Origin of the sequence: Rosenbergiella metrosideri (assembly GCF_022602565.1) — a bacterium.
GTDB lineage: Bacteria > Pseudomonadota > Gammaproteobacteria > Enterobacterales > Enterobacteriaceae > Rosenbergiella > Rosenbergiella metrosideri.
In genome coordinates, this window is the sequence record NZ_JALBCV010000001.1 from 150,795 (window position 1) to 175,074 (window position 24,280).

The following is a 24,280-nucleotide window of genomic DNA, read 5'->3' on the forward strand; positions in this document are numbered from 1 at the left end:
ATAAACGGATTATAAAGTGAGGGTATGATGAATAAGCAATGGAAAGACTCAGCAAAACGGCAGGTTAAGCCTGCCTTAAAATCAGTGGGTAAATTTGTACTCATCAACGCGGTAACTTTTGGTCCGGCGGGCGTCGCGGGCTGGGCGGTCAAATCCGTCAGTAAGAAACCCGTAAGACTGTTTCTTGGAATGGTGCTTGAGCCAGTCTTAAGTAAAGTGATGAAAAAAATTTCTGCTAAACTACTGAAAGAGCAGCATGAAAAAACTTCAAAATGAGGTGATGTCTTGGGTACAACGCAGCATGGACCAGCATCTCTGTCTCGCCGTGACAGGGCTAAGCCGCAGTGGCAAAACGGCCTTTATTACGTCGCTGGTTAATCAGTTACTCTCTACTCACCATGGTGCGCGCTTACCGCTCTTCACCCCACTGCGTGAGGGGCGGATTATCGGGGTCAAACGGGTTCCTCAACGCGACCTTGCTACGCCGAGCTTTAGCTACGACCGGGGGATTACCCAGCTTTATGGCCATCCTGCTAGTTGGCCCACCCCCACGCAGGGAGTGAGTAAAATCGAGTTGGTCATTCGCTACCGAACTCAGCATGCGCTAAAGCGTTATCTTAAAGAGACCTCCTCACTGCGCCTTGAAATTATCGATTATCCCGGTGAATGGCTGCTCGACCTACCGATGCTGGGGCAAAGCTATTCACAGTGGTCTGCGCAAATGCGCGAACTGCTCACGGGGCAGCGTGCAGAGTGGGCATCGACTTGGCAGGCAGCTTGTGCTGACTTGGATCCTCAGGCGCCAGTTGATGAATTATTGTTGGCAGAAATTTCCCAACGTTGGACAGATTACCTTCACCGATGTAAAGCTGAAGGTTACCATTTTATACAGCCAGGCCGTTTCATATTACCCGGAGAGATGGCGGGGGCGCCAGCACTACAATTTTTCCCATGGCCATTTGACGAACTTCCTGCTGAACATACCGAGAACCGTACTGCTTCAACCTTTTCGACGCTAAAACAGCGCTATGATTTTTACTGCCAACATGTAGTGAAGAAATTTTACAAAGAGTACTTCGTGAAATTTGATCGCCAAATTGTGTTAGTGGACTGCTTACAGCCGCTAAATCGTGGGGCTAACGCCTTCAACGATATGCGCTTAGCGCTCACACAACTGATGCAGAGCTTTCATTATGGTCAACGCTCCTTAATCCGCCGACTGTTTTCTCCGGTAATCGACAAACTGCTGTTTGCGGCGACTAAAGCAGATCATGTCACCAGCGATCAACATACCAATATGGTCTCTCTGCTGCGTCAGGTGACCCAAGCCGCTTGGCAGAATGCAGCATTTGAAGGGGTAAAAATTGAGTGCTTAGCCTTGAGTTCAATTCAAGCCACTATTCCAGGGGTCATTGAACATCAGCATCAACAGGTACCTGCATTACGGGGGCGACGCTTACCTGACTATCAACCGGTCTCGCTTTATCCAGGTGAAGTGCCCACTCAGCTGCCTAACGCGTCATTTTGGCAACAGCAGGGCTTTAGATTCGAAAACTTCACGCCCTTAGAGATGGATGCAGACAAGCCATTACCCCATTTGCGGATGGATAATGCGTTAGATTTTTTATTGGGAGACAAACTGACATGACGGGCAAGGAGGTTAGGCCTCGTATCGATTTTGCTGACACGCCAGTGGAGCCGAACGCAGAGAAGATTAAAACCTCTCATCACTTCGATGAAGCGCATGCAGAGCAGCATTTCATTGCGCAAGAATTTGACACTGCAGAGGAGGATGTAAACCAAGTCGATGAGATTAGCTTAGAACAGAGCTTACGTCCGAGATTCCCTGTCTGGGCGCGCCTATTGCTATTTGGGATGGTTATTCTGTTGGTCAGCGGTATGGCGCAGTTGGTTGAATCGATCATTACCGCGTGGCATGACAAGCAGTGGTTTACCCTTGGCATGGCAACCGCGGGAGTGATGATCGTCTGTGCGGGATTGAGTGCGCTGCTAGCTGAAATCGGCCGACTGCGGCGTTTAAAAAAGCAGATGCATATCCATCAGCAAGCACAGACACTATTATCAAGCCATAGTCATCAACACGCTGTCGCGTTCTGCGAGTCCTTAATTAAGAATGCCGGGTTACCGGTTGAGCACCCAGCGGTGATGCAGTGGCGGGCGGCGTTAGATCCCTCACTGAACGATAAAGAGGTCATCACCCTCTATTCGACGCTTATCCAACCAACTTTCGATAACCAGGCGCGCCGTTTAATTCGGCAAACGGCTACGCAGTCAGCCATCATGATTGCCACAAGCCCTTATGCGTTAGTGGATATGGGGTTGGTGGCTTGGCGCAGCCTGCGAATGATTAGTCAAATTGCTCATCTCTATCAGGTTGAACCTGGTTATTTTGGGCGGATAAAGTTACTGCGAGCGTTGTTAGTCAATATGGCTATCGCGGGAGCCACGGAGTGGGTGCAAGAGAGCAGTCTCGATTGGCTTTCACAAGATCTGGCTGCACGTCTTTCGGGACGCGTTGCGCAGGGTGTCGGTATTGGATTACTGACCGCACGCTTAGGGATAAAAACCATGTCGCTCTGTCGCCCCATTCCGTGGCCAGAAGGAGAGGCGCCGAAGGTGAGTGACTTCCGCCGTGGATTAATCGCCGATCTCGGTGAAAAATTTCGTCGACGTAAACCGACTCAACCGTCTTAGTACCATTATGCGCAAAAGTGTCAACTTTTCCTGACAGAAATATTCTGCTTTAATGAGTCCTAGCGTATACTTAAAGGATTACGCTGTCGGGGAGAGTTGTCATGCGCTTAGAAGTACAATGCCAAGATCGTCAAGGATTGGTGCACGAACTTTTAAATTTATTGGTTAAACGCAATATTGATCTGTATGGTATTGAGATCGGTGAACACTATACGGTCTATTTGCGCTTTAGTTCGGTGGATTTTGATGACTTCAGCGGCCTTATGGCTGAAATACGAAGAACACCGGGCGTCAGCGATGTTCGCCGAGTGACCTATATGCCTTCTGAACAGGCAAAGCGCACGTTACATGCATTAGTCAACAGCTTGCCAGATCCTATACTTTGTACGGACAGTAAAGGGCGCGTGGATCTCACTAACCATGCTGCTCAACAGCTATTTGCGCTTAATCCGCACGCCCCGGTTCACTCGCTGACGAGCCTAATCCCGGGGCTTGAATTGCCGCATACTCAGAGCCCAAAATCCGTTCCGCTTACGCTGCAGGGACGTGATTTTCTGGCTGAAGTCTGTCCACTTTTCTTGCCAGATGATGATAGCGCTCAGGATCAGCAAACCGGTACCTTAATCCTACTCAACGCTGCCACAAAACTAGGCAGAGCCATCACCCTTAGTGATCTCGATAGCGAAGGGGCGTTTAATCATATCATTGCAGACAGTCCAAAGATGCGCCAAGTGGTGCAGCAAGCGAAGAAACTTGCGTTGCATGATGCGCCTTTATTGATTATTGGCGAAACCGGTACCGGTAAAGATATTATTGCGCGTGCCTGTCACCAACTGAGTCCACGTCACAGCCAGCCGTTCTTAGCCTTAAACTGTGGCTCGATACCGGATGACGTTGCAGAAAGTGAGCTATTTGGTCATGCTGCTGGGGCCTATCCCAATGCGCTTGAAAGCCAAAAAGGCTTTTTCGAACAAGCGGCAGGGGGGACGGTATTTCTTGATGAAATCGGCGAGATGTCACCGAGCCTGCAAACCAAATTATTACGTTTTTTAAATGATGGGACCTTCCGACGCGTAGGGGATGCGCACGAGGTACACGTGGATGTCCGTGTGATTTGTGCAACCCAAAAAAATCTGCAAGAACTGGTCGACCTCGGCAGATTCCGTGAAGATCTCTTCTATCGCTTAAACGTCTTATCTTTGCAACTCCCAGCGTTGCGCGAGCATCCGCAAGATCTGATGGCCCTCGCCAGTTTCTTTGTGGCACGTTTTGCCCATGAGCAGGGGATTGCGGTACCGAAACTGGCTCCGTCACTGGCAACGCATCTTTCTCGCTATCACTGGCCGGGAAATATCCGCCAGCTTAAAAACTGCCTGTTTGCAGCGATGACGCAATTTGAAGGTGACGAGTTACGTCCTCAGGATGTGAATCTCCCTAGCTATACGACGGATGAAGACGTCGATGTGTTGCAGCTAGAAGGAACCCTTGATGAAATCAATGGCCGATTTGAGCGCTCAGTGTTGACTACGCTCTATGCCAGCTATCCGAGTACGCGAAAGTTAGCGAAGCGCTTAGGCGTGTCGCACACGGCCATTGCAAATAAGTTGCGAGAATATGGTATCGGGCAGAAGAGTAGCGAAACTAAAGCGTTGAACGAGCGGTAGACTAAATAGGCCAAGCTAGGGTTGCTTGGCCTGAAAGATTATTTCAAGCTGCTTAACGCAGCCTCATAATCGGGTTCTTGAGCAATTTCAGCAACCAATTCGCTATAAATCACTTCATCTTTTTCATTTAATACCACTACTGCTCGCGCGGTTAGGCCAGCAAGAGGACCTTCTTGAATATCCACACCCCACGCAGCTTTGAATTCTGGATGACGGAAAGAAGATAACGATGCAACGTTATCTAGTCCGTCTGCGGCGCAGAAGCGAGATTGTGCGAAAGGTAAATCTGCCGAGATGCAAAGTACCACGGTGTTTGATAATTCCGATGCTAATTGGTTAAATTTACGAACAGAAGCGGCACACACACCAGTATCAACACTTGGAAAAATATTCAGTACTTTGCGTTGACCTTCGTAGGCACTTAAGCCGACATCCGCGAGATCTTTATTGGTCAGCGTCAGTGCGGGGGCTTTGCTACCGGCTGTTGGGAATTGGCCTGCGACAGCAATCGATGAACCTTTAAGCGTAACAGTTTGCGACATTATAACGTCCTTAAATTAGTGGGGTTGTCCCTATTTAGTAGGAACTTTAATGAGTTAACCTTACTTTTATGACATACTTTTGCGGTTTAATCGAGAGCTGAAATAAGAATCCCTGTATTGGACCCTGACTGTGAGTTCACCGAGGTAAAGGAATATTGCCTATGCGCCATCAATCGAGTATTACTATCGCCTGTGTAGTCCCGCTCTGTCTACTGTTGAGTGGGGCAGTCAACGCTGACTTAGCCCCCCACCAAGAGATCGTACGTCAGATTAAAGATGAGCCAGCCTCTCTCGATCCGGCACAAGCGGTGGGACTGCCTGAGATACCAATCCTCCGTGACTTATTCGAAGGTTTAACCAATCAAGACCCGCAAGGACGTGCAGTACCTGGTGTCGCACAGAGTTGGCAAAGTAGCGACCAAAAGGTATGGCTCTTCACGCTGCGTAAAGATGCTAAGTGGTCTAATGGCGATGCTGTGACAGCAAAGGATTTTGTCTACAGCTGGCAGCGGATGGTCGATCCTCGTACCAGCTCCCCTTATGCTTGGTTTCCTGCACTAGCGGCCATCCAGAATGCTGCCGCAATCACGGCGGGGAAGATGCCGGTGACACGTTTAGGGATAGTGGCGACCGATGACTACCACCTCAAGGTCACGCTGGAGCATCCTGTAGCGTGGTTTCCAGCATTAACCAGTAGTTTCCCGCTCTATCCGGTACCGTATAAAATTATCGCGCAATATGGTAATCAGTGGACTTTACCGGGCAATCTTGTCGGAAATGGGGCGTATAAACTGGACAAGCATATCGTGAATGAACGTGTGGTGCTGACACGAAATCCTCACTATTGGGATAATGTTCACTCGACACTGGATAAGGTAACCTTTGTCCCGCTCAGCGATTCCGTCACGGCGACCCATTGGTATCAAGCGAACAATATTGATGTGACGGAGTCTTTCCCAAAAAATCGCTATCAAAGCCTGAAGCGCGCGCTACCAGGGGAAGTGTATACTCCAGCACAACTGGGCACTTACTATTATGCGTTCAATACGCAACAGGGGCCCACGGCCAATGTTAATGTCAGAAAAGCACTGTCATGGAGTATTGATCGGCAAATTATTGCAGAGAAAATTTTAGGCACCGGTGAGAAGGCAGCATGGCATCTTACCCCAGATATTACACAAGGCTTCACCCCGCCAACCTTAGCGTATCAACAACTCAGCCAAGACGAACGCAATCGACAAGCTAAGTTACTCCTAGACGCCGCGGGTTATGGGCCAACTCACCCGCTAAAACTCAGCATTCTGTACAACACTTCTGATAGTAATAAACAGATTGCCATCGCCGTGGCATCGATGTGGAAAAAAAATCTGGGTGCGCAGGTTAGCTTAGTGAATCAAGAGTGGAAAACCTATATCGATAGCCGTAAGCAGGGGAAATTCGATGTGATCCGCGCCTCATGGGTGGGGGATTATAATGAACCCTCGACTTTCCTTTCATTATTGACTTCATACCATACCGGTAATATCTCACGCTATACAAACAGCCGTTACGATACGTTACTGGACAAGGCTAGCATGGCAACCACTTCGGGGGCTCGAGAAAAAATTTACGCAATGGCAGAACAGATGATCGCTGACGACGCGCCTATTGCCCCGATTTATCAATATACCAATGGGCGATTAATTAAACCTTGGGTAAAAGGTTATCCGATCACTAATCCCGAAGACGTTGTCTACAGTCGCCAGCTGAGTATCGAAAAGCATTAATGAAATTTTACGTATTAAGTTACAGACGAGGCGCTAGTTCACCTACACTCGAAAGAAATATGAGAAAAAGGGATCTGTTTTGAGCTCAATCGATATTACGCAATTACACGTGCCTGATGCCATCATTGCTTGTCAACTTGATGGCGCAGGGGGGATGTTACCTATCACCTCGGCGGGGGAAATTGGGCCAACCAAACCTTGCTGGGTTCACTTAGATTACTCCTCAACAGTGAGTAGAGAATGGTTACAGTCTACGCCATTGATCCCAGATGCTGTGCGTGATGCCTTAGCCGGTGACAGCCTGCGCCCGCGAATTAGTCGGCTTGCCGATGGTTTTATGTTGGTATTACGCAGTATAAACCACAATGATAATGCGCGGCCTGACCAATTAGTGGCTGTGCGGGTATTTATTAATGGTGACTTAATTATCACCACACGTAAACGTAAGGCGCGCGCGGTCGATACGGTCTGGGAGGATTTACAAAAGGGTAATGGTGCAGAGAATGCAGGAAACTGGATTGTCGAATTTTGCGATGCCCTGACCGAACAATGCAGTGAATTTATCGAGCAATTGTACGACCGTATTATAGCGTTAGAGGATGCATTGCTCGAGGGTAAAGTACCGGCGCGAGGTGAAATGGCGTTGTTGCGTAAGCAATTAATCGTGATGAGGCGCTATATGGCCCCTCAGCGTGATGTGTTTGCGCGTATCGCTAATGAGAAATTTACTTGGATGGCGGATGAAGATCGACGCTTGATGCAGGATATTGCCGAGAGACTAGGCCGTGGGTTGGAAGATCTCGATGCCGGTATCGCGCGTACTGCGGTCATCAGTGACGAGATCGATGCACTGATAGCCGAGTCGATGAACCGCCGCACCTATATCATGTCGTTAATGGCGATGGTGTTTTTACCGGCAACGTTCCTGACGGGGCTTTTCGGCGTGAATCTAGGTGGGATTCCTGGGGGAAGCTGGCACTATGGCTTTGCCGTATTTTGTATTATTTTGGCGGCGATTGCGATTGCGGTCACACTCTGGTTGAAGAACCGTCAATGGCTCTAGCGATAGTCATACTAAAAGCTGATCTGAATCAAAACGCTAAGGTGGCGGCTGGGGCATACTTCTTCTCGCAGGTGAATGCAACGTCAAGCGATGGACGTTGTGCTCCACATTGTCTTATATTTTGAATTAAAGCATAGCGTAATTGATTCTCATGACCCCGGCACCTAGGCAACTAGGGCCGGTTTTTTTGTATGAAAAAGGGAGGCAACGGCCTCCCTTGATAGTTAGTTCAGTTCGACAATATCGAGTCGGTCTAGAGCATGGGGCTCATCATCGTTATCTTCTGGCTGCCAGCCCATCGGGGTAGTCGGTAGCGTTTCGCGGTCGAAGGCTAAATCGCCACCTTCTACAACAGGGCTTCCGTGCGTGACAGCATGAAAATCAAATAATGTGGTATCGGCCATATGTGAAGGGACAATGTTTTGCATAGCGCTGAACATCGTTTCGATACGGCCAGGATAACGCTTATCCCAGTCACGTAACATATCGCCAATCACTTGGCGTTGCAGGTTTGGCTGCGAGCCACACAGGTTACAAGGAATAATCGGGAATTGTTTGGCCTCAGAGAAGCGAATGATATCTTTCTCCCGGCAGTAGGCGAGAGGACGAATGACGATATGTTTGCCATCGTCGCTCATGAGCTTTGGTGGCATCCCTTTCATTTTTCCGCCATAGAACATATTCAAGAATAGTGTCTGAATAATGTCATCGCGGTGATGGCCTAAGGCAATTTTCGTGCAACCGAGTTCGGTAGCGGTACGGTATAAGATACCGCGACGCAGGCGAGAGCATAATGAGCAGGTCGTTTTGCCTTCTGGGATCTTTTCTTTAACGATCGAGTAGGTATCTTCTTCGACGATCTTATACTCTACGCCCAGCGACTCCAGGTACTCTGGCAGAATATGGCCAGGGAACCCGGGTTGTTTCTGATCCAGGTTGACGGCGATCAGAGAAAAATTGATGGGTGCACTCTTTTGTAGGCTACGTAGAATTTCCAGCAAGGTATAGCTATCTTTGCCGCCAGAAAGACACACCATGATGCGGTCGCCTTCCTCAATCATAGAAAAATCAGCAATCGCCTCGCCGACGTTGCGACGCAAGCGTTTTTGTAATTTATTGAGGTTGTATTGCTGTTTATGGGTAATTTCGGGATTGAATGACATTAAGCGAGTACCTGAATCAAAAATTCTACGAGAAAGTCGTTGGGCAGCGGATAAACGGGTGGTGGTTTAACGCGCGGCGAAGTCTAGCATATTTCTTGGCTTAATCAGAAGCGTTGCTGCAAAAGTCTTTAAAATTCCCGTTTTACCGCTAAATGTTAAATTAAATCGTAAAAAGTTATGTATTAACTCGATTATTCGCGGCAACTCTGACATATTTTCAAGCTCTTGCTTATCGTCCTTGGAGCTTACCGAATGAAAGTCGTTTCCTCACTGATTGCGGGTACCGTAATGTTACTGGCGGGTTGCAGCAGCCACCAACCAGCAGAACCTGAGCAGCAAGCTACCGCTGCGCACATCCAACCAGTACATATGTCAGCTATCGCGTCCGATAACTGTGCGATGGCAGGAGGATCGTTAGCCTATACTCGTCAACTTGACGGGAGTCGCGTGGGGATGTGTCAATTAGTCAACGGTAAGCGTTGTAGTGAGACGGCACTGATGAGCGGTAACTGCGCACGCTAAGATTTTACCTTCGCGTGCACGTTGTTAGGTTACGGCGTTATCGCAAGGTTGCCCAGAGAAGATCTGCGATAGATTGATTAAGGTTGTCAGGGCAATACTAGAAAGCGCTTCTTGGGTTAAGAAGGCTTGGTGTCCGGTAAACAGGACATTATGGCAAGCTGAGAGGCGTCCAAAAATATCGTCTTGGATAATTTCATTCGATTTGTCTTCAAAAAATAGATCTCGCTCGTTTTCATAGACATCCATCCCTAATGCTCCAACTTTCCCATTTTTTAACGCTTCGATTGCGGCAGAAGAATCGATCAAACTGCCGCGGCTAGTATTGATGATCATCACCCCTTTTTTCATTTTATCGAAGGCACGAGCATTCAGCAGATGGTGATTATCGGAGGTCATCGGACAGTGTAACGAAATAATGTCTGATCGCTGGAGTAGGTCGTCTAAGGTCGTGTAGGTTGCACCACATGCTTCTGCTTCGGCACTCGGATAAGGGTCGGTGGCCAGAAGTTCCATCCCAAAACCGCGTAAAATACGTAACGTGGCTAGGCCTATCTTACCCGTCCCGATAATACCGACCGTCTTGCCGAACATATTGAAACCGGTCAAGCCTTCCAGTGAAAAATTACCTTCTCGCGTGCGTTGATAAGCGCGATGGATGCGACGGTTCAGGCACATCATCATACCGATGGTATGCTCGGCGACCGCTTCGGGGGAGTAAGCCGGTACACGTACAACCTCAATGCCGAGTTGATGGGCGCTGGGGAGATCGACATTATCAAACCCTGCGCAGCGCAGCGCTACAACACGCACACCAAGACGATGTAATTCCGTTAAAATTTCATCATTACACTCGTCATTGACAAAGAGGCAGACTGCTTGATGGCCCATAGCATTTTTGGCTGTTTCGGCTGTGAGTCGAAAGTCAAAAAAACTAAAAGTATAAGTAAACTGTTTATTCACTTCAGTCAGCACTGCTTGGTCATAACTCTTCGTACTATAAACTGCAATTTTCATAGTTTTTTCTCCATTAGAGACCGGGGATGTTATACTTCGAGCAGAATGGGTACATTTTGAGCTATATCATGATTGAAAGAGTAAATTAGTAAATTAAATTAATGAGTTAACGGGATTTGTTAAAAGCGTTATAAGGGATAAGGAAATATGTCGTTAGCGTTACGCTATATCTTATTTGCTGTAGCAATTGTTATTATTAGCTTAGTTGGACTGGGGCTATCCATCAATCAATGGTCGATGATCGTCGTGCAACACTTTTTACCCAGTGGGGTAACGGTTGAACGGCAAAGTCGGTTTTCACTGTCGCTATCTCACATCACCTTACCTTCATTTACCCTAAACGCTCAGGGATGTCAGCTCGTTGAAGCTTCCACACCGCGTATCGCATTGAGCCGTTACCCGTTAAAAGTGACAATAGATAAACTGACGCTTAATAGCGACTGTTTCAAGCAGTGGCCTGTTGACTCAACCACTGACAGCAAACCTTTGAGTCTTAGTCAGCTTCAGCGGCAAATTCCCGGGATAAATCTAGATATCGCCTCATTGATGATAGCCCCATGGCAAACCTATCAAGGCACGGTGCATTTTTCTTCATCCGGTGCTCATCAACAACTGACTTATCATGGGCCAGCGCTCAATGTAGACGCTGAGCTTACTGGGCAAACACTCACCCTCAAAAATCTTAGCTTTACGCATCCTTTATTGGCACAACCTTTAAATTTATCGGGCAAAATACAGCTCGCTGACAGGGTTACTGCTGTGCCTGAACAGGCAAATTTACAGGGTAAGGTCGTGCTAGCATCTTATCCTCAGTCCCTGGATGTGACACTGTCACGAGATAAACAGCAAGGAGCGTTGATTGTTAAGGATTCTGCGGTTGAGCAACCTCTCTTAAATGCGCCTTTTAAACTGACAGCTGACCAATTTCAAATCGAAAAAGGAATGTGGTCTTGGCCGATACCCGCACAACCTCTCAGCGGCTTCTTCTCGTTTTCCGCTGAACATTGGCAACAGGGCTTTGAGCAGACGGTGATTACCGGCCGTGTCAACGCGCTCACTCGAGGACGCGGGGGGAAAGGAAATGTAGTATTGAGCCTAGGCCCAGGAAAGTTATCGTTATCGAATAATCACTATCCCTTGCGCTTAACTGGTACTGCCAAACTGAAAGATCTACAGTTTTATGCAGGACTCCCGGCAGCCTTGACGGGGGCATTGCTTGATCCGGTCATTCATTTCCAGCCGAAAGCGTTATTATTAATGCGCGGCGAACTCTTGCCCGGTTGGGAAGTCGATGAGGCCAGATGGCCGATAGCCGGTGTGCGCTTGACTCAGCAAGGTCTCAGTGGCCTATTACAAGCCAACTTTATGGTCAGAAATGAGCGCAGCAGTTTTTACCTTCTGCATTTAGCCGGTATGGCTGACAATTTTTTACCGGACAAAGGACGTTGGGATTGGCGTTATTGGGGGAAAGGGATGATCTTACCACTCACCGCGAATTGGGATGTGCAAGGCCGTGGCTTCTGGCATAACGAAGAGATAACGCTAACCTCATTGTCGACAGGCTTCGATCAGATCCGTTATGGCAGCATGTTGATGCAAAAACCTCGTATGACGCTGACTGAGCCTGCACATTGGGTAACTCAACAAGATAAGCCTCAGTTTAGCGGCCAATTTACCATCACCGCTGATCACACCTTCTTCGGGCAGACCAGCCAGTTGCCTGCCGCGCAACTTGATCTAAACGTTAACGGTACCACTCCCGATCAATTTGGCTTTAAGGGCCAGTTAGTTGCAAACCGTATCGGGCCAGTACGCGTTATCGGCCGCCGAGATAATAGCCGTTGGTTGGGACGAGCCTGGTGGCCCGAACAGCCATTGTCGGTTTTCCAACCCTTAGCAGGACCGACAAAGAGTGTCGCGTTGCGCTCAGGTAATTTACGCGCTCAGGCCGCGTTTTCTTTAACTGAGGATGATGGGTTCCAAGCTGGTGGGCACTGGGTGGTGAAGGATGGCAACATCTGGCTACCGGATTATCAATTTCATGGCGTCAACTTCTTGTTACCGTTTCGTTTCAGTGATCATCGTTGGCATTTTGGCTTGCGCGAACCAGTATCGTTATCGGTAGAGACCATCGATAATAAATTCCCGATGAGCCATCTAAGCGTTAAGCTGAAAGGGAGTTGGCCGTGGGACGAGAAAAATCCATTAATGCTTAATGATGCTTCGTTGGATATTTTTGGCGGGACCTTGTCGATGGATCATTTACGCTTGCCACAGCGTAAGAGTGCATTGCTAGAGATTAAACATCTTGGCATGAGTCAGTTAATTACGGCTATTCATCCCAAACAAATCGCCATGTCAGGTAAAATTAGTGCGCAGTTACCTTTCTGGGTTGAAAATTCGCCATGGCTGATTGAAAAAGGGTGGATTAAGGATGATAAAGGCTTAACGCTACGCGTGGATAAAGATTTACTCGACCAAATATTGAAAAATAACTTGGCAGCAGGCGCGGCTATTGATTGGTTACGTTATATGGAAATTTCTAAATCTTATGCCACCGTTAACGTCAGTGCTAAAGGGGATATGGTGATGAAATCACAGATCCATGGCACAAGCCGCTTCGATGATAAAAGGCAGCGCGTTAACCTTAATTATCAACATACTGAAAATATCTTTATGCTATGGCGTAGTCTGAGTTATGGCGATAACTTACAGTCGTGGTTAGAGGAGCAAACCCGTCTGCCCGCTAATAAGGAAAATATAAAATGAAACTAGGATTTCTCGCGCTGCTTAGCGTCTCAACCACCTTGGTCGGTTGTATCCCAAAAATTGAAGTTGCGGCACCGAAAGAACCCATTACGATAAATATGAATGTAAAGGTCGACCACGATATTACCATTAAAGCGGACCCAGAGGTTGAGCGTCTCCTTAAGCAGCGGCAAGCAGAGAAGACTCCTGAGAAAATGCAAGCGCCCGGTCAGACTACGGCAAAAAGCGCCAATTGAGGCGCTTTAGCTCTTGAGGTAACAGAATTAGACGATCTGCGTAATCTCGGCTTTGGCCTGCTCGATGGCTTTCGTCGCCACATCCGGCCCGTAGGCAATCCCTTCTGCTAAGATAGTCTGCACATCGGTGATTCCAATGAAGCCTAAGAATAAGGCGAGGTATGGGGTAACCAAATCTGTTGGGGTATCTTTGTGAATTCCCCCGCGAGTGGAGAGCACAATAGCTTTCTTACCGGTGACTAATCCTTCAGGTCCGGTTTCAGTGTAACGGAAGGTCACGCCAGCCCGAGCAATTAAATCAAAGTAGGTCTTTAATTGTGTCGAGATAGTAAAGTTATACATCGGCGCTGCAAGCACGATGATGTCATGAGCTTGTAATTCGGCAATCAACTCATCTGAGAGGAGTAGCGCCTGTTGTTGGCGTTCTGTGAGTGCCGCATCGCTCGGACGTAAGGCTCCCACTAATTCACCATCGAGAACGGGAATCGGGTTTGCGGCGAGATCACGAACTGTGACAGTGTCACCTTTAGCGATCGCTTTTTCCGCATAATAGTCTGCTAACAGGGAGGATTGCGAATAATCGGCGAGAATGCTGGATTTGAGTACTAAGACTTTGCTCATGATAATTCCTTATCAAACGGTTAGTTATCGTTACTATAGGAGGAAAGGTGGAGAGAAAAAAGCTAATCTTTTCGATATCTATCTTCAAAATTTCTGAATGATACTTGTCGCCCGACATCGACCGTGCAACAACGGTTGCTGCCTGCCGTTTACCTCTGAGTTATGCTATAATCCGCCCATTGCAGGCGACTTCTTCGCCTTACACCTATTGCTACGCTTCGTTGCTTACTTTTCAAGGTAATACCGTTCTATGTCTAAAACTGAATCGACGACTCTTTCCTCTCTCTGGACTCGCAGCGAACAGGTTTCATTTCGTGACCGCCAGCAACTGCGTCGGCGATTGCGGGGGGTCGATAAGATCACTGGATCTGATGCACAGCAAGCGGTACTCACTAAAATTGAACAAGAGCTGCTAACGGCTGAGCAGCGACTGGTGACTCACGATGCTAGCCGTCCAGCGACTATCCATTTCCCTGAGAATCTTCCGGTCAGCCAAAAACAGCAGGCGATTGCCGATGCAATTGCCAACCATCAAGTGGTCATTATCGCAGGGGAAACTGGATCAGGGAAAACGACACAGATCCCGAAAATCTGTCTTGCACTCGGTCGCGGGCGTCAAGGACTTATCGGCCACACCCAACCACGACGCTTAGCGGCACGTACCGTTGCGACCCGTATCGCTGAGGAACTTGGGACCACGCTGGGGGGGGTGGTTGGCTATCGAGTCCGTTTTACCGATCAAATTTCTGACCAGACACATATTAAATTGATGACAGACGGTATTTTACTGGCTGAGATCCAACAAGATAAACGCCTGCTACAGTACGATACGATTATCATCGATGAGGCGCATGAACGCAGCCTCAATATCGATTTCTTGTTAGGTTATTTGCGCGAGTTATTGCCCAAACGCCCTGATTTGAAAGTTATTATTACCTCAGCGACGATTGATCCAGAGCGCTTCTCCAAACATTTTAATGATGCGCCAATCATTGAGGTGTCCGGTCGTACCTATCCAGTGGAAGTCCGCTACCGGCCCGTGAGTGCCGACAGTAGCGAAGGTGACCGCGACCAACTGCAAGCTATTTTCGATGCCGTGGACGAACTCTACCGTGAGCCACCTGGCGATATCCTTATTTTTATGAGCGGAGAGCGAGAAATCCGCGATACCGCTGATGCGCTTTCCCGTCAAGGGCTAGCCCACACAGAGGTTTTACCGCTCTATGCGCGATTGTCGAATAGCGAACAGAACCGAGTGTTCCAGGCCCACACGGGACGCCGCATTGTCTTGGCAACGAATGTCGCTGAAACCTCACTTACCGTACCGGGTATCAAATACGTTATTGACCCAGGTACGGCGAGGATTAGCCGTTACAGTTACCGAACTAAAGTGCAGCGGCTGCCTATTGAGCCGATCTCACAAGCCTCGGCGAATCAACGAGCAGGTCGCTGTGGTCGGGTCTCTGAAGGGATTTGTATCCGTTTATATGCCGAGGACGATTATCTCTCTCGTCCCGAATTTACCGACCCGGAAATTTTACGAACCAACTTAGCCTCGGTTATTTTGCAAATGACGGCGCTAGGGTTAGGTAATATTCAGCACTTTCCCTTTGTTGAAAAGCCGGATAATCGCAATATTCAAGATGGCGTACGGTTATTAGAAGAGTTGGGGGCGGTCGAAAATGCCGCTCACGATGTCCAGAAATTAACCCCCTCGGGTCGACAATTAGCGCAATTACCGATCGACCCGCGGTTAGCTAAGATGGTGCTCTCGGCACAACAATTTGGCTGTGTTCGCGAAGCGATGATCATCACTGCTGCACTCTCCATCCAAGATCCTAGGGAACGTCCCGCCGACCGTCAGCAGGCTTCTGATGAGAAGCATCGCCGATTTGCGGATAAAGAGTCGGATTTTCTGGCTTGGGTCAATTTATGGGATTACGTGCAAGCACAGCAGAAGTCATTAACCGGCAACCAATTCCGCCGCCAATGCAAAAGCGATTATCTCAACTATCTGCGTATTCGTGAATGGCAAGATATTTATACGCAATTACGGCAAGTGGTGCGCGAACTCGGGTTCTCCCTTAACAGCGAACCGGCTCCCTACCGCGAGCTACACAGTGCCTTGTTAAGTGGACTGTTATCACGGGTGGGCCAAAAGGAAGTCGAAAAGGGCGAGTTTATGGGCTCACGACAAACACGTTTTCATCTTTTCCCCGCATCAAATTTATTTAAAAAACCGCCTAAGTGGGTAATGGTGGCTGAACTGGTGGAAACCAGTAAATTATGGGGTAGGATCGCCGCCAAGATCGAACCTGAGTGGATTGAGCCGCTGGCGGGTCACTTAGTCAAACATAGCTACAGTGAACCCCATTGGGAGAAGAAGCAGGGCGCCGTCTCTGCCTTCGAAAAGGTCACGCTATACGGCTTACCGATAGTTTCACAGCGTAAAGTCAATTATAGCAAAATCGACCCGGCGATCTGTCGTGAGCTCTTTATTCGTCACGCTCTTGTCGAGGGGGAATGGCAAACCCAACATCGATTCTTTAGTCATAATCAAAAATTACGTTTGGAAGTTGAGGACCTTGAGCATAAATCACGTCGCCGCGATATCTTGGTCGACGATGAAACGTTATTCGCTTTTTACGATAAACGTATCCCAGATACTATCGTCTCGGTGCGCCATTTCGATAAGTGGTGGAAGACAGCTTATAAACAGGATCCGTATCAACTCGATTTCGATAAAAACATGCTGGTCCGTGAGGGTGCAGGGACCATTGATGCCAATGATTACCCTAATAGTTGGCGGCAAGGCAACGTGCAATTACCGCTCACTTATCAATTTGAACCTGGTAAGGATGCTGATGGGGTGACCGTCCATATTCCATTGCCGTTACTTAATCAGATTAACGAACAAGGTTTTGATTGGCAGATCCCTGGACTGCGTAAAAGCCTAATCGTGGCATTGATTAAGTCGTTGCCGAAGCCGATCCGTCGTAATTTCGTGCCAGCGCCAGACTATGCTGACGCATTTTTAGGCCGGGTAACGGATGTAAACTTACCGCTACTCGAATGTTTAGAGCGTGAATTTCGGCGGATGAGCGGCGTCACGATTGAGCGCGAGGCGTGGCATTTAGCACAGGTACCAGACCATCTTAAAATGACGTTCAGGGTGGTCGATGGGAATAAGAAAACCCTGCAAGAGAGTAAATCCCTGACTGAACTCCAGCTGCAGTTGAAGGGTAAGGTACGGGAGACACTCTCCAAGGTCGCCGACGTTGGCTTAGAAAAGCAGGGCGTAACCGAATGGGACTTTGGCGAACTGCCGCAAACCTTTAGCCGTAAGCAAGCGGGTTTTACCTTGAAGGCGTGGCCAGCATTAGTGGATGAGAAGCAAAGTGTCGCAATCAAGTTATTCGATACCGAAGCGGAACAACAACAAGCGATGTGGCAGGGGCAACGGCGGTTGCTGCTACTTAACATTCCTTCACCAATCAAATATCTGCACGAGAAGCTGCCTAATAAAGCGAAGCTCGGACTGTATTTCAATCCTTATGGTCAAGTCCTACAGTTGATTGATGATTGTATCCACTGTGGGATCGATAAAATTATGGCGCAGCAAGGCGGGCTGGTTTGGCACGAGCAGCACTTTATGGCGTTACGTGAGAAAGTCAAAGCGGAGTTGAACCAGACCGTTGTAGAGATTGCGCAGCAAGTCGAGCAGATCCTCTCCACCGTTTTTGCGATTAATAAACGTCTGAAAGGGCGGGTCGATATGGCCTTAGCACTGGCACTCAGTGACATCAAAGCACAGCTATCTCATTTAGTCTATCCAGGGTTCGTGACGCAAAATGGCTGGCAGAAGCTTGCCGATACCTTAAGGTATTTACAGGCTATCGAGCGGCGATTAGATAAGCTCCCCGTCGATCCGCACAGTGATCGTGCAAGAATGTTGCGCGTGCAGCAGGTTGAACAGGCGATACAGCGTTATCGTAATAAATTACCTAAGGCTGAACAGCACAACTATAAGGTGGTGGCTGCGCGCTGGATGGTCGAAGAGTTAAGGGTAAGCCTTTTTGCCCAGCAACTGGGAACCCCTTATCCGGTGTCAGAGAAGCGGATCACGCAACTACTGGAAGAGTCACCGAGCTGATGCTCGGTGCGACTTATTGAATATTATTGGTCAGCGCCGAAATTTTGCTGTTGAAAGAGCTTACGGCGATAGCACGGTTATCGGCGCGGTAACGATCTTGCGCAGAAGGCGCGGAGCTTTGCACGCCAATAATCTGCCATTGATTGTTATTATTAATCATCAAGGGTGAACCGCTATCGCCCGGTAGCGTATCGCATTGGTGTGATAACACCGCCGTTTGTGACCAGCCAGTGATTTTACAGCCGATATGGGCAAAGAGATTATCCAGGTTATCGGCAGGGTAGCCCGCTTGCGTTACGCTATTATCCACCGTGCTTAATGCTGCAATTAACTGCTCTCTTTTACCGCTAAAGAGTGGGATTGGAGTAATCGCTGAAGGGGGATTGTGTAGAATCACGACAGCATAATCTGAAGGGGCGGCTTTCGCTGGAACAATCCACCCTTCACCTGCCGCTTTAAGTTTTCCTGCCAAGCCAGGTGCGACTTTCGCATCAATATCGTGGATCTCGTAAACCCAGCCTTTTTTTGTGGTAACAAAGCGTAATGCCACAGGCGGATCAAATTTACCGGGAGGGGCGAGTAAGCAGTGTCCAGCCGTTAAGGCGACATGCGGGGAAATCAGGGTGGCAGTACAGAGATTACCACTCTCCGTCTCAAGTTGACCGATAGCATCCCAAGGATGAAGTTGCGGCTTATCAATTTCTATGCGGTGATCTTTGCCGAAAAAGAGTGTTTTTATCTCTGCTGCACTGGGGGTATCGTCATCTGCGTAGGCAGTAAAGTGACAGCAGAACAGGGCAAAAAAACACAATCTTTTGAAGCGCATAATGTTCTCAACAGCAGCATAGAAAATTTATAGCGACACTATAGACGTATCAACTAAGAAAAGGGAAGGTAATTGTCACTCAGTGGATGAGGTTAGATAAAACAACACGCAGCCATAATGCCACAAACAATGACGGTCAGAAGAATAATTTCGTAACGGTAGCGGCGCATCATCGACAGACCCCCGTAAAGAAACACCCGGCATAACCGGGTGTTTATATCACTTTGACGCTAGTAACGCTTAAGGCTCACTTATTTTTTAGTGGCTTTCTTAGCGTGGTGTTTTTTTGCAGCTTGCGCTTTTTGTGCAGCAGGTTTTACTTTTTTAGCGTGGTGCTTTTTTGCTGCTTGAGCTTTTTGCGCTGCAGCAGGTTTTGCTTTCTTAGCGTGGTGCTTTTTTGCTGCTTGAGCTTTTTGCGCTGCAGCAGGTTTTGCTTTCTTAGCGTGGTGCTTTTTAGCTGCCTGCGCTTTTTGCTCTGCAGCAGGTTTTGCTTTCTTAGCGTGGTGCTTTTTAGCTGCCTGCGCTTTTTGCTCTGCAGCAGGTTTTGCTTTCTTAGCATGATGCTTTTTAGCATGGTGCTTAGCAGGTGCTGCAGTAGTTGTAGTCTTAGCAGCAGAAGCTGCTGGGGTAGCTGTGGTGTCTGCAGCGAAAGCTGCTGAAGAGATACCCATAGCCGCGGCAACTACCAGTGCGAAAAGCTTTTTCATTTGAATTTCCTCAATATCACATTATCGGATAGCTCACTGCGGAGCCGGTAGAGTCACTATATGAGGATTCCTGAAAACTGTCCGTTGGTGATTGGTATCGGTATGTAACGGTATGTACATCTCGACTAGTTTCCCAAGTAACGGCGCGTTAAGTGCTGTTTAAACCATTTAGGATTCAGTGTTTCCCCTGTAGCCTGTTGCACTAATGTGTCGACGGAGAATCGGCTACCGTGGCGCCAGATCGCATTATTTAGCCAACTGAAAATAGGGTCGAGATCCCCTAGGGTGATAGCTTCATCCACGCTCGGTAGCTGTTGCGCTAGGCTATTGAACAGTTGTGCAGCGTACATGGCACCTAAGGTGTAGGTCGGGAAATAGCCAAAGGAGCCATCCGTCCAGTGAATATCTTGCATACAACCATTGCGATAGTCTCCCGCAGTACTCAAGCCGAGGTAGCGTTGCATTTTCTCATCCCATAGTGCTGGAATATCTGCGACATCAATCTTGCCATTAATCAGTGACCGTTCAATTTCGTAGCGCAGCACGACATGGGCAGGGTAGCTTACCTCGTCGGCATCGACACGGATCAATCCAGGGCTGACGTGCTGGACTTGCTGCACTAAGTCGTCAAGGGTGAGATCAGCAGCGGCGGTGAGATGTTGGCAGATAAGAGGATGCAGGCGTTGTAAAAATGCCTTACTGCGGCCGAGCTGCATCTCAAGAAATAGGCTCTGTGATTCATGTATCGCGGTAGAACGAGCCAAGGCAATAGGCTGACCTGGCCACTGTTTAGGCAAGTTTTGTTCATAGCGTGCATGGCCAGTTTCGTGGATGACGCCCATCAGGGCACTGAGGAATTCACTGCTATCATAGCGCGTGGTGATCCGCACATCCGTTGACACACCCCCACAGAAAGGATGAGCACTGACGTCAAGCCGACCATGATTAAAGTCAAAGTCCAGCAGTTGCATAACAGACTCTGCTAAGGCTTTTTGTTGTGAGATAGGGTAAATACGAGCAGTCTTTAGGGCGGTGGCAGCCGGTTGTTTCGCGATAACCTGTTGCAGAAGATCGGGTAACCAACCAATTAATTCACCGAAAAGGGTATCGAGTCGTTGGCTTGTCATGCCAGGTTCATAAAGATTGAGCAATGCGTCATAAGGTGTACTGCCGAGTGCTTGCGCCCGAAGTTGCGCCTCTTGTCGTGAGAGGTTGACCACCGGCACAAGGTTACGTTGAAATCCTTGCCAATCATTATCAATACGCTGTTGACGCCACGCTTGCTCGCAACGACTGCCGGCGAGGGCTTTGGCCTCGACCAATTCAGTGGGCAAGATCGCTGCATCGGCATAACGACGCGATATTTCACGAAGATTAGCGTGTTGGTCGCTGTCTAATGGCTCCTGTTGCGCCTGCGCGATCAGTTCTGCTGTGCTGGCTTGCACGAGAATTTCATGATGCATCACACTGAGTTCAGCTAAAGCCTCGCCGCGTTGATCGCTGCCGCCGCTAGGCATCATGGTCTGCATATCCCAGCCAGCAATAGCAGAGAGATGATCAAGGCGAGCTAAGCGTTGAAAACGTTCAGTGAGGGCTTGGTAAGCTTTCATTTATTATCCTTGTGCGTAGCAGTAAGCAGTGAAGTATCCGGAGTAAAAGAATTAAGAGGCCAACTAAAACGTAAACAGGCTCCCCCTAAGGGGCTACTTTCCGCCCGAATAGAGCCTTGAAAGGCGTGAGCGATGGAGTGGACGATCGCTAAGCCCAAGCCGCAGCCACCCGTTGCGCGGTCACGACTCGGATCCAGACGTACAAAAGGCTCAAAGATTTTCTCCCGTTGCTCGGCGGGAATTCCCGGCCCATCGTCTTCGACTTGTAAATAGCCACATTGCGAGTCAAACCATAAACTGATGCGTAATCGTCGCTCGGCATACCGTAAGGCATTGTTGACCAGATTATCGAGCACACGCTCCATTAAACGATTATCGGTGATATGACAGGCTCCCTTGGGTGGAACATCCAATTGAATCATCTTATCCGCGCGGATAACGCGCAGATCATCCACCCACTCGACCAGCCATTCGCTCAGATCGATCTGCTGTAGAGAGAGGGCAACTTGTGGGCGGTCGAGGCGAGCGAATGTCAATAACTCTTGGATCAGTGCCTCAAGTTGCCCGATATCGCGGTTTAACGCCGTTGACTCGGCTACTGACAAGTTATCGCTCATCGCTAAGCGATAGCGTAAGCGAACTAATGGCGTTCGCAATTCATGGGCAATGCCATCGATAAGTAATTTTTTACTGGCAACAAGGTCTTTAATATTATCGGCCATCTGGTTAAACGCGATCCCCAATCGATATAAACTAGAGGTATTCTCGAATTGTGTCCGAGCATCTAAATCACCCTCACCAAATCGCTGTGCCATCTTCTCTAATTTCAGCATTTCTTGCCAGTGTGGACGCATCCAGATAAATACTGGAAGCGCTAAAGACATGGCAATAAAGGTTAAGAGCAACACATCGAGCATGCGCATCTGATGGAGAAAGAACAGATAGGGGATCGGGCCGACGGACAACACATAGTGACTACGAGGGATATGCTGGATAAAGGTGTATTGATCGTCTAAGGCAACGATTTCGCCAGCATGCAATCGGCGCATATCGGCAGGCGGCAATTGATAGTTTGTCAGCGGCTCAATATGCAGCTTAAACGAAAGGTTAAGATCGAGATTATCAACGGTACTGTTCCAATCCTTAGGCGGGATTTCGCGCAGTTCGCTGCGCATCAGTGATAGCGAACTGGCCATCAGGTCATTCATTGACTGTCTGCCCGCACGCTCTGCCGTCATTTTATAGACTAGGCCGACCAATAGGGTCATGACAATGAAGCAAACAAATAAGAGAAGGTAGAACTGAATAAACAGTTTTTTCATTCTGAGTCGGTTTCCCACGCTTGTGGGGCAAAGAGATACCCTTTATTACGAATCGTTTTGATACGAAAAGGCTCTGTGGCACTGTCGTAAAGTTTTTTTCGCAGGCGTGAAATGGCGACATCAATACTCCGGTCCATACCATCGTAACTCACTCCGCGTAATGTCTGCAGTAACACATCGCGGTTCAAAATTTGTCCTGCATGGCTTGCCAACTCCCACAACAAGTCAAAATCCGCAGTGGAGAGGGCGATAATTTCACCCGCTAGGGTGACCTGTCGGTTCACCATATCGATGGTGAGTTTGCCAAAGCTCATCACACGACTTTGACGCGCGGCACTCGGTCGTTCGTCTGTAGAGGCGGCGGAAGGTTGATTTTGACGTAGATGTAAACGCAACCTTGCCAGTAATACCGCCGGCGGTGTTGTTTTTAAAATATAGTCATTGGCACCTATCTCTAGCGCTAATATATGGTTCATATCGCTATCCAACGAGGTTAACAATACGATTGGCCCTTGCCACTGAGTCCGCAGATCGCGGCATAAAGACATCCCATCTTTTCCTGGTAACATTATATCAAGTAACACAAGATCAGGTTTCTCGGCTAAAATCGTCGCTTCCGCGCGATCGCCACGCGTTTCGATAATCACTTCAATATCATGTTTTTTCAAGTAGGCCGAAATTAATTCGCCGACCTCAATTTCATCTTCAACGTAAACTATTTTATTCATTTTTAACAAATTCTTTTTTTATTTAACAATAAAACAACGTTACTGGAAATTATAGTTACGTTATCACGAAAAAGGCATCTCTTGCTGGTATAATAACGTAATTATATGCGACTATAAGCGCCGCAGATATGTGGTAGAAAATGACGAACACTGGGGGATGATGTGCCGATGCCATCGACATCAACAATTGAAAATAATGACTCTATTTCATTTAATTACAGTAGCTTACTTTTAGCTTCCTGTAAGAAGAAATGGCGTTTCGTTGATGCGATTTACGGAGTCCTCCCTATCTTTGGCGTAGTCACTCGAAAATCGGCACATAATAAGCTGGAAACTGTGGAGTACTTCAAAGAACTGGCACTGCAAATTATTTCGACACAAGTCAGCGACGAAATGAATATTGCTCGATTATTGGTGCTAGCTGAACAACAAAATATTAAACACTTTACTATTCAATTACCTTATTCTCTTTCTGAGCATCAAATCACGCTTATCTACACGGAATATCGAAAGCCAGTTTCTTTACAGCAAGAAAATGACTTTCTGCATGTTCGCTTCTGAAAGTTAAGGGGTAAGCCCCTCCTGTGGGATGACAGAATCGTTGTTAAACGGACAAAATCAATCTGAAATGGATAAGATTTTTGTAAATAGCCTCACCTCTTCACCCTTCCTAAAAGGGGAAATGGTATAGTTTTATTGATTCGGCTTTAAAATTATCCTGAAATAATTTACTACACAATCGGATGCATAAGGATTCATGGCGTCAGAATTCATCTAAGCCATTCTGAAGCGTTTTAAAAGGGAAGTTTACGCCCCAGAATCGCTCTGAGGGCGTTTGAGCGGCGCGCGCAAAACCGGC

Annotated in this window: 19 protein-coding genes and 1 pseudogene; 11 read left to right on the top strand and 9 right to left on the bottom strand. The window is 48.1% G+C overall.

Annotated features, from left to right (window positions below; genetic code table 11):
- Nucleotides 1-24: 24 nt before the first annotated feature.
- The 4 genes from pspD to tyrR all read left to right on the top strand — a co-directional run bounded on the left by pspD (nt 25) and on the right by tyrR (nt 4,379).
- The gene (pspD, locus tag MKR94_RS00745; protein WP_422047188.1) at nt 25-276 is read left to right on the top strand and encodes a phage shock protein PspD; all 252 of its coding nucleotides are present in this window, start codon (nt 25-27) and stop codon (nt 274-276) included.
- On the top strand, nt 257-1,648 hold the full coding sequence (locus tag MKR94_RS00750) for a YcjX family GTP-binding protein (protein WP_241645006.1): 1,392 nt from the start codon (nt 257-259) through the stop codon (nt 1,646-1,648). The genes pspD and MKR94_RS00750 overlap by 20 nt, the downstream gene beginning before the upstream one ends.
- On the top strand, nt 1,645-2,715 hold the full coding sequence (locus MKR94_RS00755; protein ID WP_241645007.1) for a YcjF family protein: 1,071 nt from the start codon (nt 1,645-1,647) through the stop codon (nt 2,713-2,715). Before MKR94_RS00750 ends, MKR94_RS00755 begins: the two co-directional genes overlap by 4 nt.
- A 101-nt stretch (nt 2,716-2,816) precedes the next feature.
- On the top strand, nt 2,817-4,379 hold the full coding sequence (gene tyrR, locus MKR94_RS00760) for a transcriptional regulator TyrR (protein WP_241645008.1): 1,563 nt from the start codon (nt 2,817-2,819) through the stop codon (nt 4,377-4,379).
- 38 nt (nt 4,380-4,417) lie between these two features.
- Here the strand turns inward: tyrR and tpx are convergent, their stop codons facing one another.
- Nucleotides 4,418-4,921 carry a thiol peroxidase gene (gene tpx, locus MKR94_RS00765; protein WP_241645009.1) on the bottom strand — a complete coding sequence of 168 codons (504 nt, stop codon included), beginning with the start codon at nt 4,919-4,921 and terminating at the stop codon, nt 4,418-4,420.
- 161 nt (nt 4,922-5,082) lie between these two features.
- Here tpx and MKR94_RS00770 point away from each other — a divergent pair, with 161 nt between their 5' ends.
- Both MKR94_RS00770 and zntB read left to right on the top strand, forming a co-directional pair.
- The gene (locus MKR94_RS00770) at nt 5,083-6,687 is read left to right on the top strand and encodes a peptide ABC transporter substrate-binding protein (RefSeq protein WP_241645010.1); all 1,605 of its coding nucleotides are present in this window, start codon (nt 5,083-5,085) and stop codon (nt 6,685-6,687) included.
- Nucleotides 6,688-6,766: 79 nt separating this feature from the next.
- Nucleotides 6,767-7,750 carry a zinc transporter ZntB gene (gene zntB / locus MKR94_RS00775; RefSeq protein WP_241645011.1) on the top strand — a complete coding sequence of 328 codons (984 nt, stop codon included), beginning with the start codon at nt 6,767-6,769 and terminating at the stop codon, nt 7,748-7,750.
- A 224-nt stretch (nt 7,751-7,974) separates the two neighbouring features.
- Here the strand turns inward: zntB and ttcA are convergent, their stop codons facing one another.
- Nucleotides 7,975-8,913 (bottom strand): tRNA 2-thiocytidine(32) synthetase TtcA, encoded by a 939-nt coding sequence (gene ttcA, locus MKR94_RS00780; protein ID WP_241645012.1) that lies wholly within the window; start codon nt 8,911-8,913, stop codon nt 7,975-7,977.
- 252 nt (nt 8,914-9,165) lie between these two features.
- Between ttcA and MKR94_RS00785 the strand changes: the two genes are divergently transcribed.
- Nucleotides 9,166-9,435 carry a putative hemolysin gene (locus MKR94_RS00785; protein WP_241645013.1) on the top strand — a complete coding sequence of 90 codons (270 nt, stop codon included), beginning with the start codon at nt 9,166-9,168 and terminating at the stop codon, nt 9,433-9,435.
- A gap of 24 nt (nt 9,436-9,459) precedes the next feature.
- On the opposite strand, the gene MKR94_RS00790 is transcribed toward MKR94_RS00785, so the two are convergent.
- A complete protein-coding gene (locus MKR94_RS00790; protein ID WP_241645014.1) occupies nt 9,460-10,449 on the bottom strand; it encodes a 2-hydroxyacid dehydrogenase in 990 nt (329 codons plus the stop codon).
- 147 nt (nt 10,450-10,596) lie between these two features.
- Here MKR94_RS00790 and MKR94_RS00795 point away from each other — a divergent pair, with 147 nt between their 5' ends.
- Complete coding sequence (locus MKR94_RS00795; RefSeq protein ID WP_241645015.1) at nt 10,597-13,218, top strand: YdbH family protein; 2,622 nt, start codon at nt 10,597-10,599, stop codon at nt 13,216-13,218.
- Nucleotides 13,215-13,388, top strand: a pseudogene (locus tag MKR94_RS00800) (YnbE family lipoprotein); the annotation flags it as partial. The gene MKR94_RS00795 and the pseudogene MKR94_RS00800, both read left to right, overlap by 4 nt.
- Nucleotides 13,389-13,481: 93 nt before the next feature.
- Here MKR94_RS00800 and MKR94_RS00805 read toward each other — a convergent pair.
- A complete protein-coding gene (locus tag MKR94_RS00805; protein ID WP_241645016.1) occupies nt 13,482-14,075 on the bottom strand; it encodes an FMN-dependent NADH-azoreductase in 594 nt (197 codons plus the stop codon).
- A gap of 250 nt (nt 14,076-14,325) precedes the next feature.
- Between MKR94_RS00805 and hrpA the strand changes: the two genes are divergently transcribed.
- Nucleotides 14,326-18,228: an ATP-dependent RNA helicase HrpA gene (hrpA, locus tag MKR94_RS00810; protein WP_241645017.1), complete on the top strand. Its 3,903-nt coding sequence runs from the start codon at nt 14,326-14,328 to the stop codon at nt 18,226-18,228.
- A gap of 13 nt (nt 18,229-18,241) precedes the next feature.
- On the opposite strand, the gene MKR94_RS00815 is transcribed toward hrpA, so the two are convergent.
- The 5 genes from MKR94_RS00815 to rstA form a co-directional block, all read right to left on the bottom strand.
- The gene (locus MKR94_RS00815; RefSeq protein ID WP_241645018.1) at nt 18,242-19,054 is read right to left on the bottom strand and encodes a trypsin-like serine peptidase; all 813 of its coding nucleotides are present in this window, start codon (nt 19,052-19,054) and stop codon (nt 18,242-18,244) included.
- A 251-nt stretch (nt 19,055-19,305) separates the two neighbouring features.
- Nucleotides 19,306-19,761 (bottom strand): acid resistance repetitive basic protein Asr, encoded by a 456-nt coding sequence (asr, locus tag MKR94_RS00820; protein ID WP_241645019.1) that lies wholly within the window; start codon nt 19,759-19,761, stop codon nt 19,306-19,308.
- A 125-nt stretch (nt 19,762-19,886) separates the two neighbouring features.
- Complete coding sequence (locus MKR94_RS00825; protein ID WP_241645020.1) at nt 19,887-21,371, bottom strand: carboxypeptidase M32; 1,485 nt, start codon at nt 21,369-21,371, stop codon at nt 19,887-19,889.
- Complete coding sequence (rstB, locus tag MKR94_RS00830) at nt 21,368-22,693, bottom strand: two-component system sensor histidine kinase RstB (protein WP_241645021.1); 1,326 nt, start codon at nt 22,691-22,693, stop codon at nt 21,368-21,370. The genes MKR94_RS00825 and rstB overlap by 4 nt, the downstream gene beginning before the upstream one ends.
- On the bottom strand, nt 22,690-23,421 hold the full coding sequence (gene rstA / locus MKR94_RS00835) for a two-component system response regulator RstA (protein WP_241645022.1): 732 nt from the start codon (nt 23,419-23,421) through the stop codon (nt 22,690-22,692). Before rstA ends, rstB begins: the two co-directional genes overlap by 4 nt.
- Nucleotides 23,422-23,589: 168 nt before the next feature.
- On the opposite strand from rstA, the gene MKR94_RS00840 reads away from it, so the two are divergent.
- Entirely contained in the window at nt 23,590-23,982 is a 393-nt protein-coding gene (locus tag MKR94_RS00840; protein ID WP_241645023.1) for a hypothetical protein, read from the top strand.
- Nucleotides 23,983-24,280 lie beyond the last annotated feature (298 nt).

What these genes read in the sequence shown, in the direction of transcription:
- asr (WP_241645019.1), bottom strand. Translation starts at nt 19,761, where the DNA reads ATGAAAAAGCTTTTCGCACTGGTAGTTGCCGCGGCTATGGGTATCTCT.
- tyrR (WP_241645008.1), top strand. Translation starts at nt 2,817, where the DNA reads ATGCGCTTAGAAGTACAATGCCAAGATCGTCAAGGATTGGTGCACGAA.
- tpx (WP_241645009.1), bottom strand. Translation starts at nt 4,921, where the DNA reads ATGTCGCAAACTGTTACGCTTAAAGGTTCATCGATTGCTGTCGCAGGC.
- hrpA (WP_241645017.1), top strand. Translation starts at nt 14,326, where the DNA reads ATGTCTAAAACTGAATCGACGACTCTTTCCTCTCTCTGGACTCGCAGC.
- MKR94_RS00840 (WP_241645023.1), top strand. Translation starts at nt 23,590, where the DNA reads ATGCCATCGACATCAACAATTGAAAATAATGACTCTATTTCATTTAAT.
- MKR94_RS00825 (WP_241645020.1), bottom strand. Translation starts at nt 21,371, where the DNA reads ATGAAAGCTTACCAAGCCCTCACTGAACGTTTTCAACGCTTAGCTCGC.
- pspD (WP_422047188.1), top strand. Translation starts at nt 25, where the DNA reads ATGATGAATAAGCAATGGAAAGACTCAGCAAAACGGCAGGTTAAGCCT.
- MKR94_RS00790 (WP_241645014.1), bottom strand. Translation starts at nt 10,449, where the DNA reads ATGAAAATTGCAGTTTATAGTACGAAGAGTTATGACCAAGCAGTGCTG.
- ttcA (WP_241645012.1), bottom strand. Translation starts at nt 8,913, where the DNA reads ATGTCATTCAATCCCGAAATTACCCATAAACAGCAATACAACCTCAAT.
- MKR94_RS00785 (WP_241645013.1), top strand. Translation starts at nt 9,166, where the DNA reads ATGAAAGTCGTTTCCTCACTGATTGCGGGTACCGTAATGTTACTGGCG.
- MKR94_RS00815 (WP_241645018.1), bottom strand. Translation starts at nt 19,054, where the DNA reads ATGCGCTTCAAAAGATTGTGTTTTTTTGCCCTGTTCTGCTGTCACTTT.
- MKR94_RS00750 (WP_241645006.1), top strand. Translation starts at nt 257, where the DNA reads ATGAAAAAACTTCAAAATGAGGTGATGTCTTGGGTACAACGCAGCATG.
- rstB (WP_241645021.1), bottom strand. Translation starts at nt 22,693, where the DNA reads ATGAAAAAACTGTTTATTCAGTTCTACCTTCTCTTATTTGTTTGCTTC.
- MKR94_RS00805 (WP_241645016.1), bottom strand. Translation starts at nt 14,075, where the DNA reads ATGAGCAAAGTCTTAGTACTCAAATCCAGCATTCTCGCCGATTATTCG.
- MKR94_RS00755 (WP_241645007.1), top strand. Translation starts at nt 1,645, where the DNA reads ATGACGGGCAAGGAGGTTAGGCCTCGTATCGATTTTGCTGACACGCCA.
- rstA (WP_241645022.1), bottom strand. Translation starts at nt 23,421, where the DNA reads ATGAATAAAATAGTTTACGTTGAAGATGAAATTGAGGTCGGCGAATTA.
- MKR94_RS00795 (WP_241645015.1), top strand. Translation starts at nt 10,597, where the DNA reads ATGTCGTTAGCGTTACGCTATATCTTATTTGCTGTAGCAATTGTTATT.
- MKR94_RS00770 (WP_241645010.1), top strand. Translation starts at nt 5,083, where the DNA reads ATGCGCCATCAATCGAGTATTACTATCGCCTGTGTAGTCCCGCTCTGT.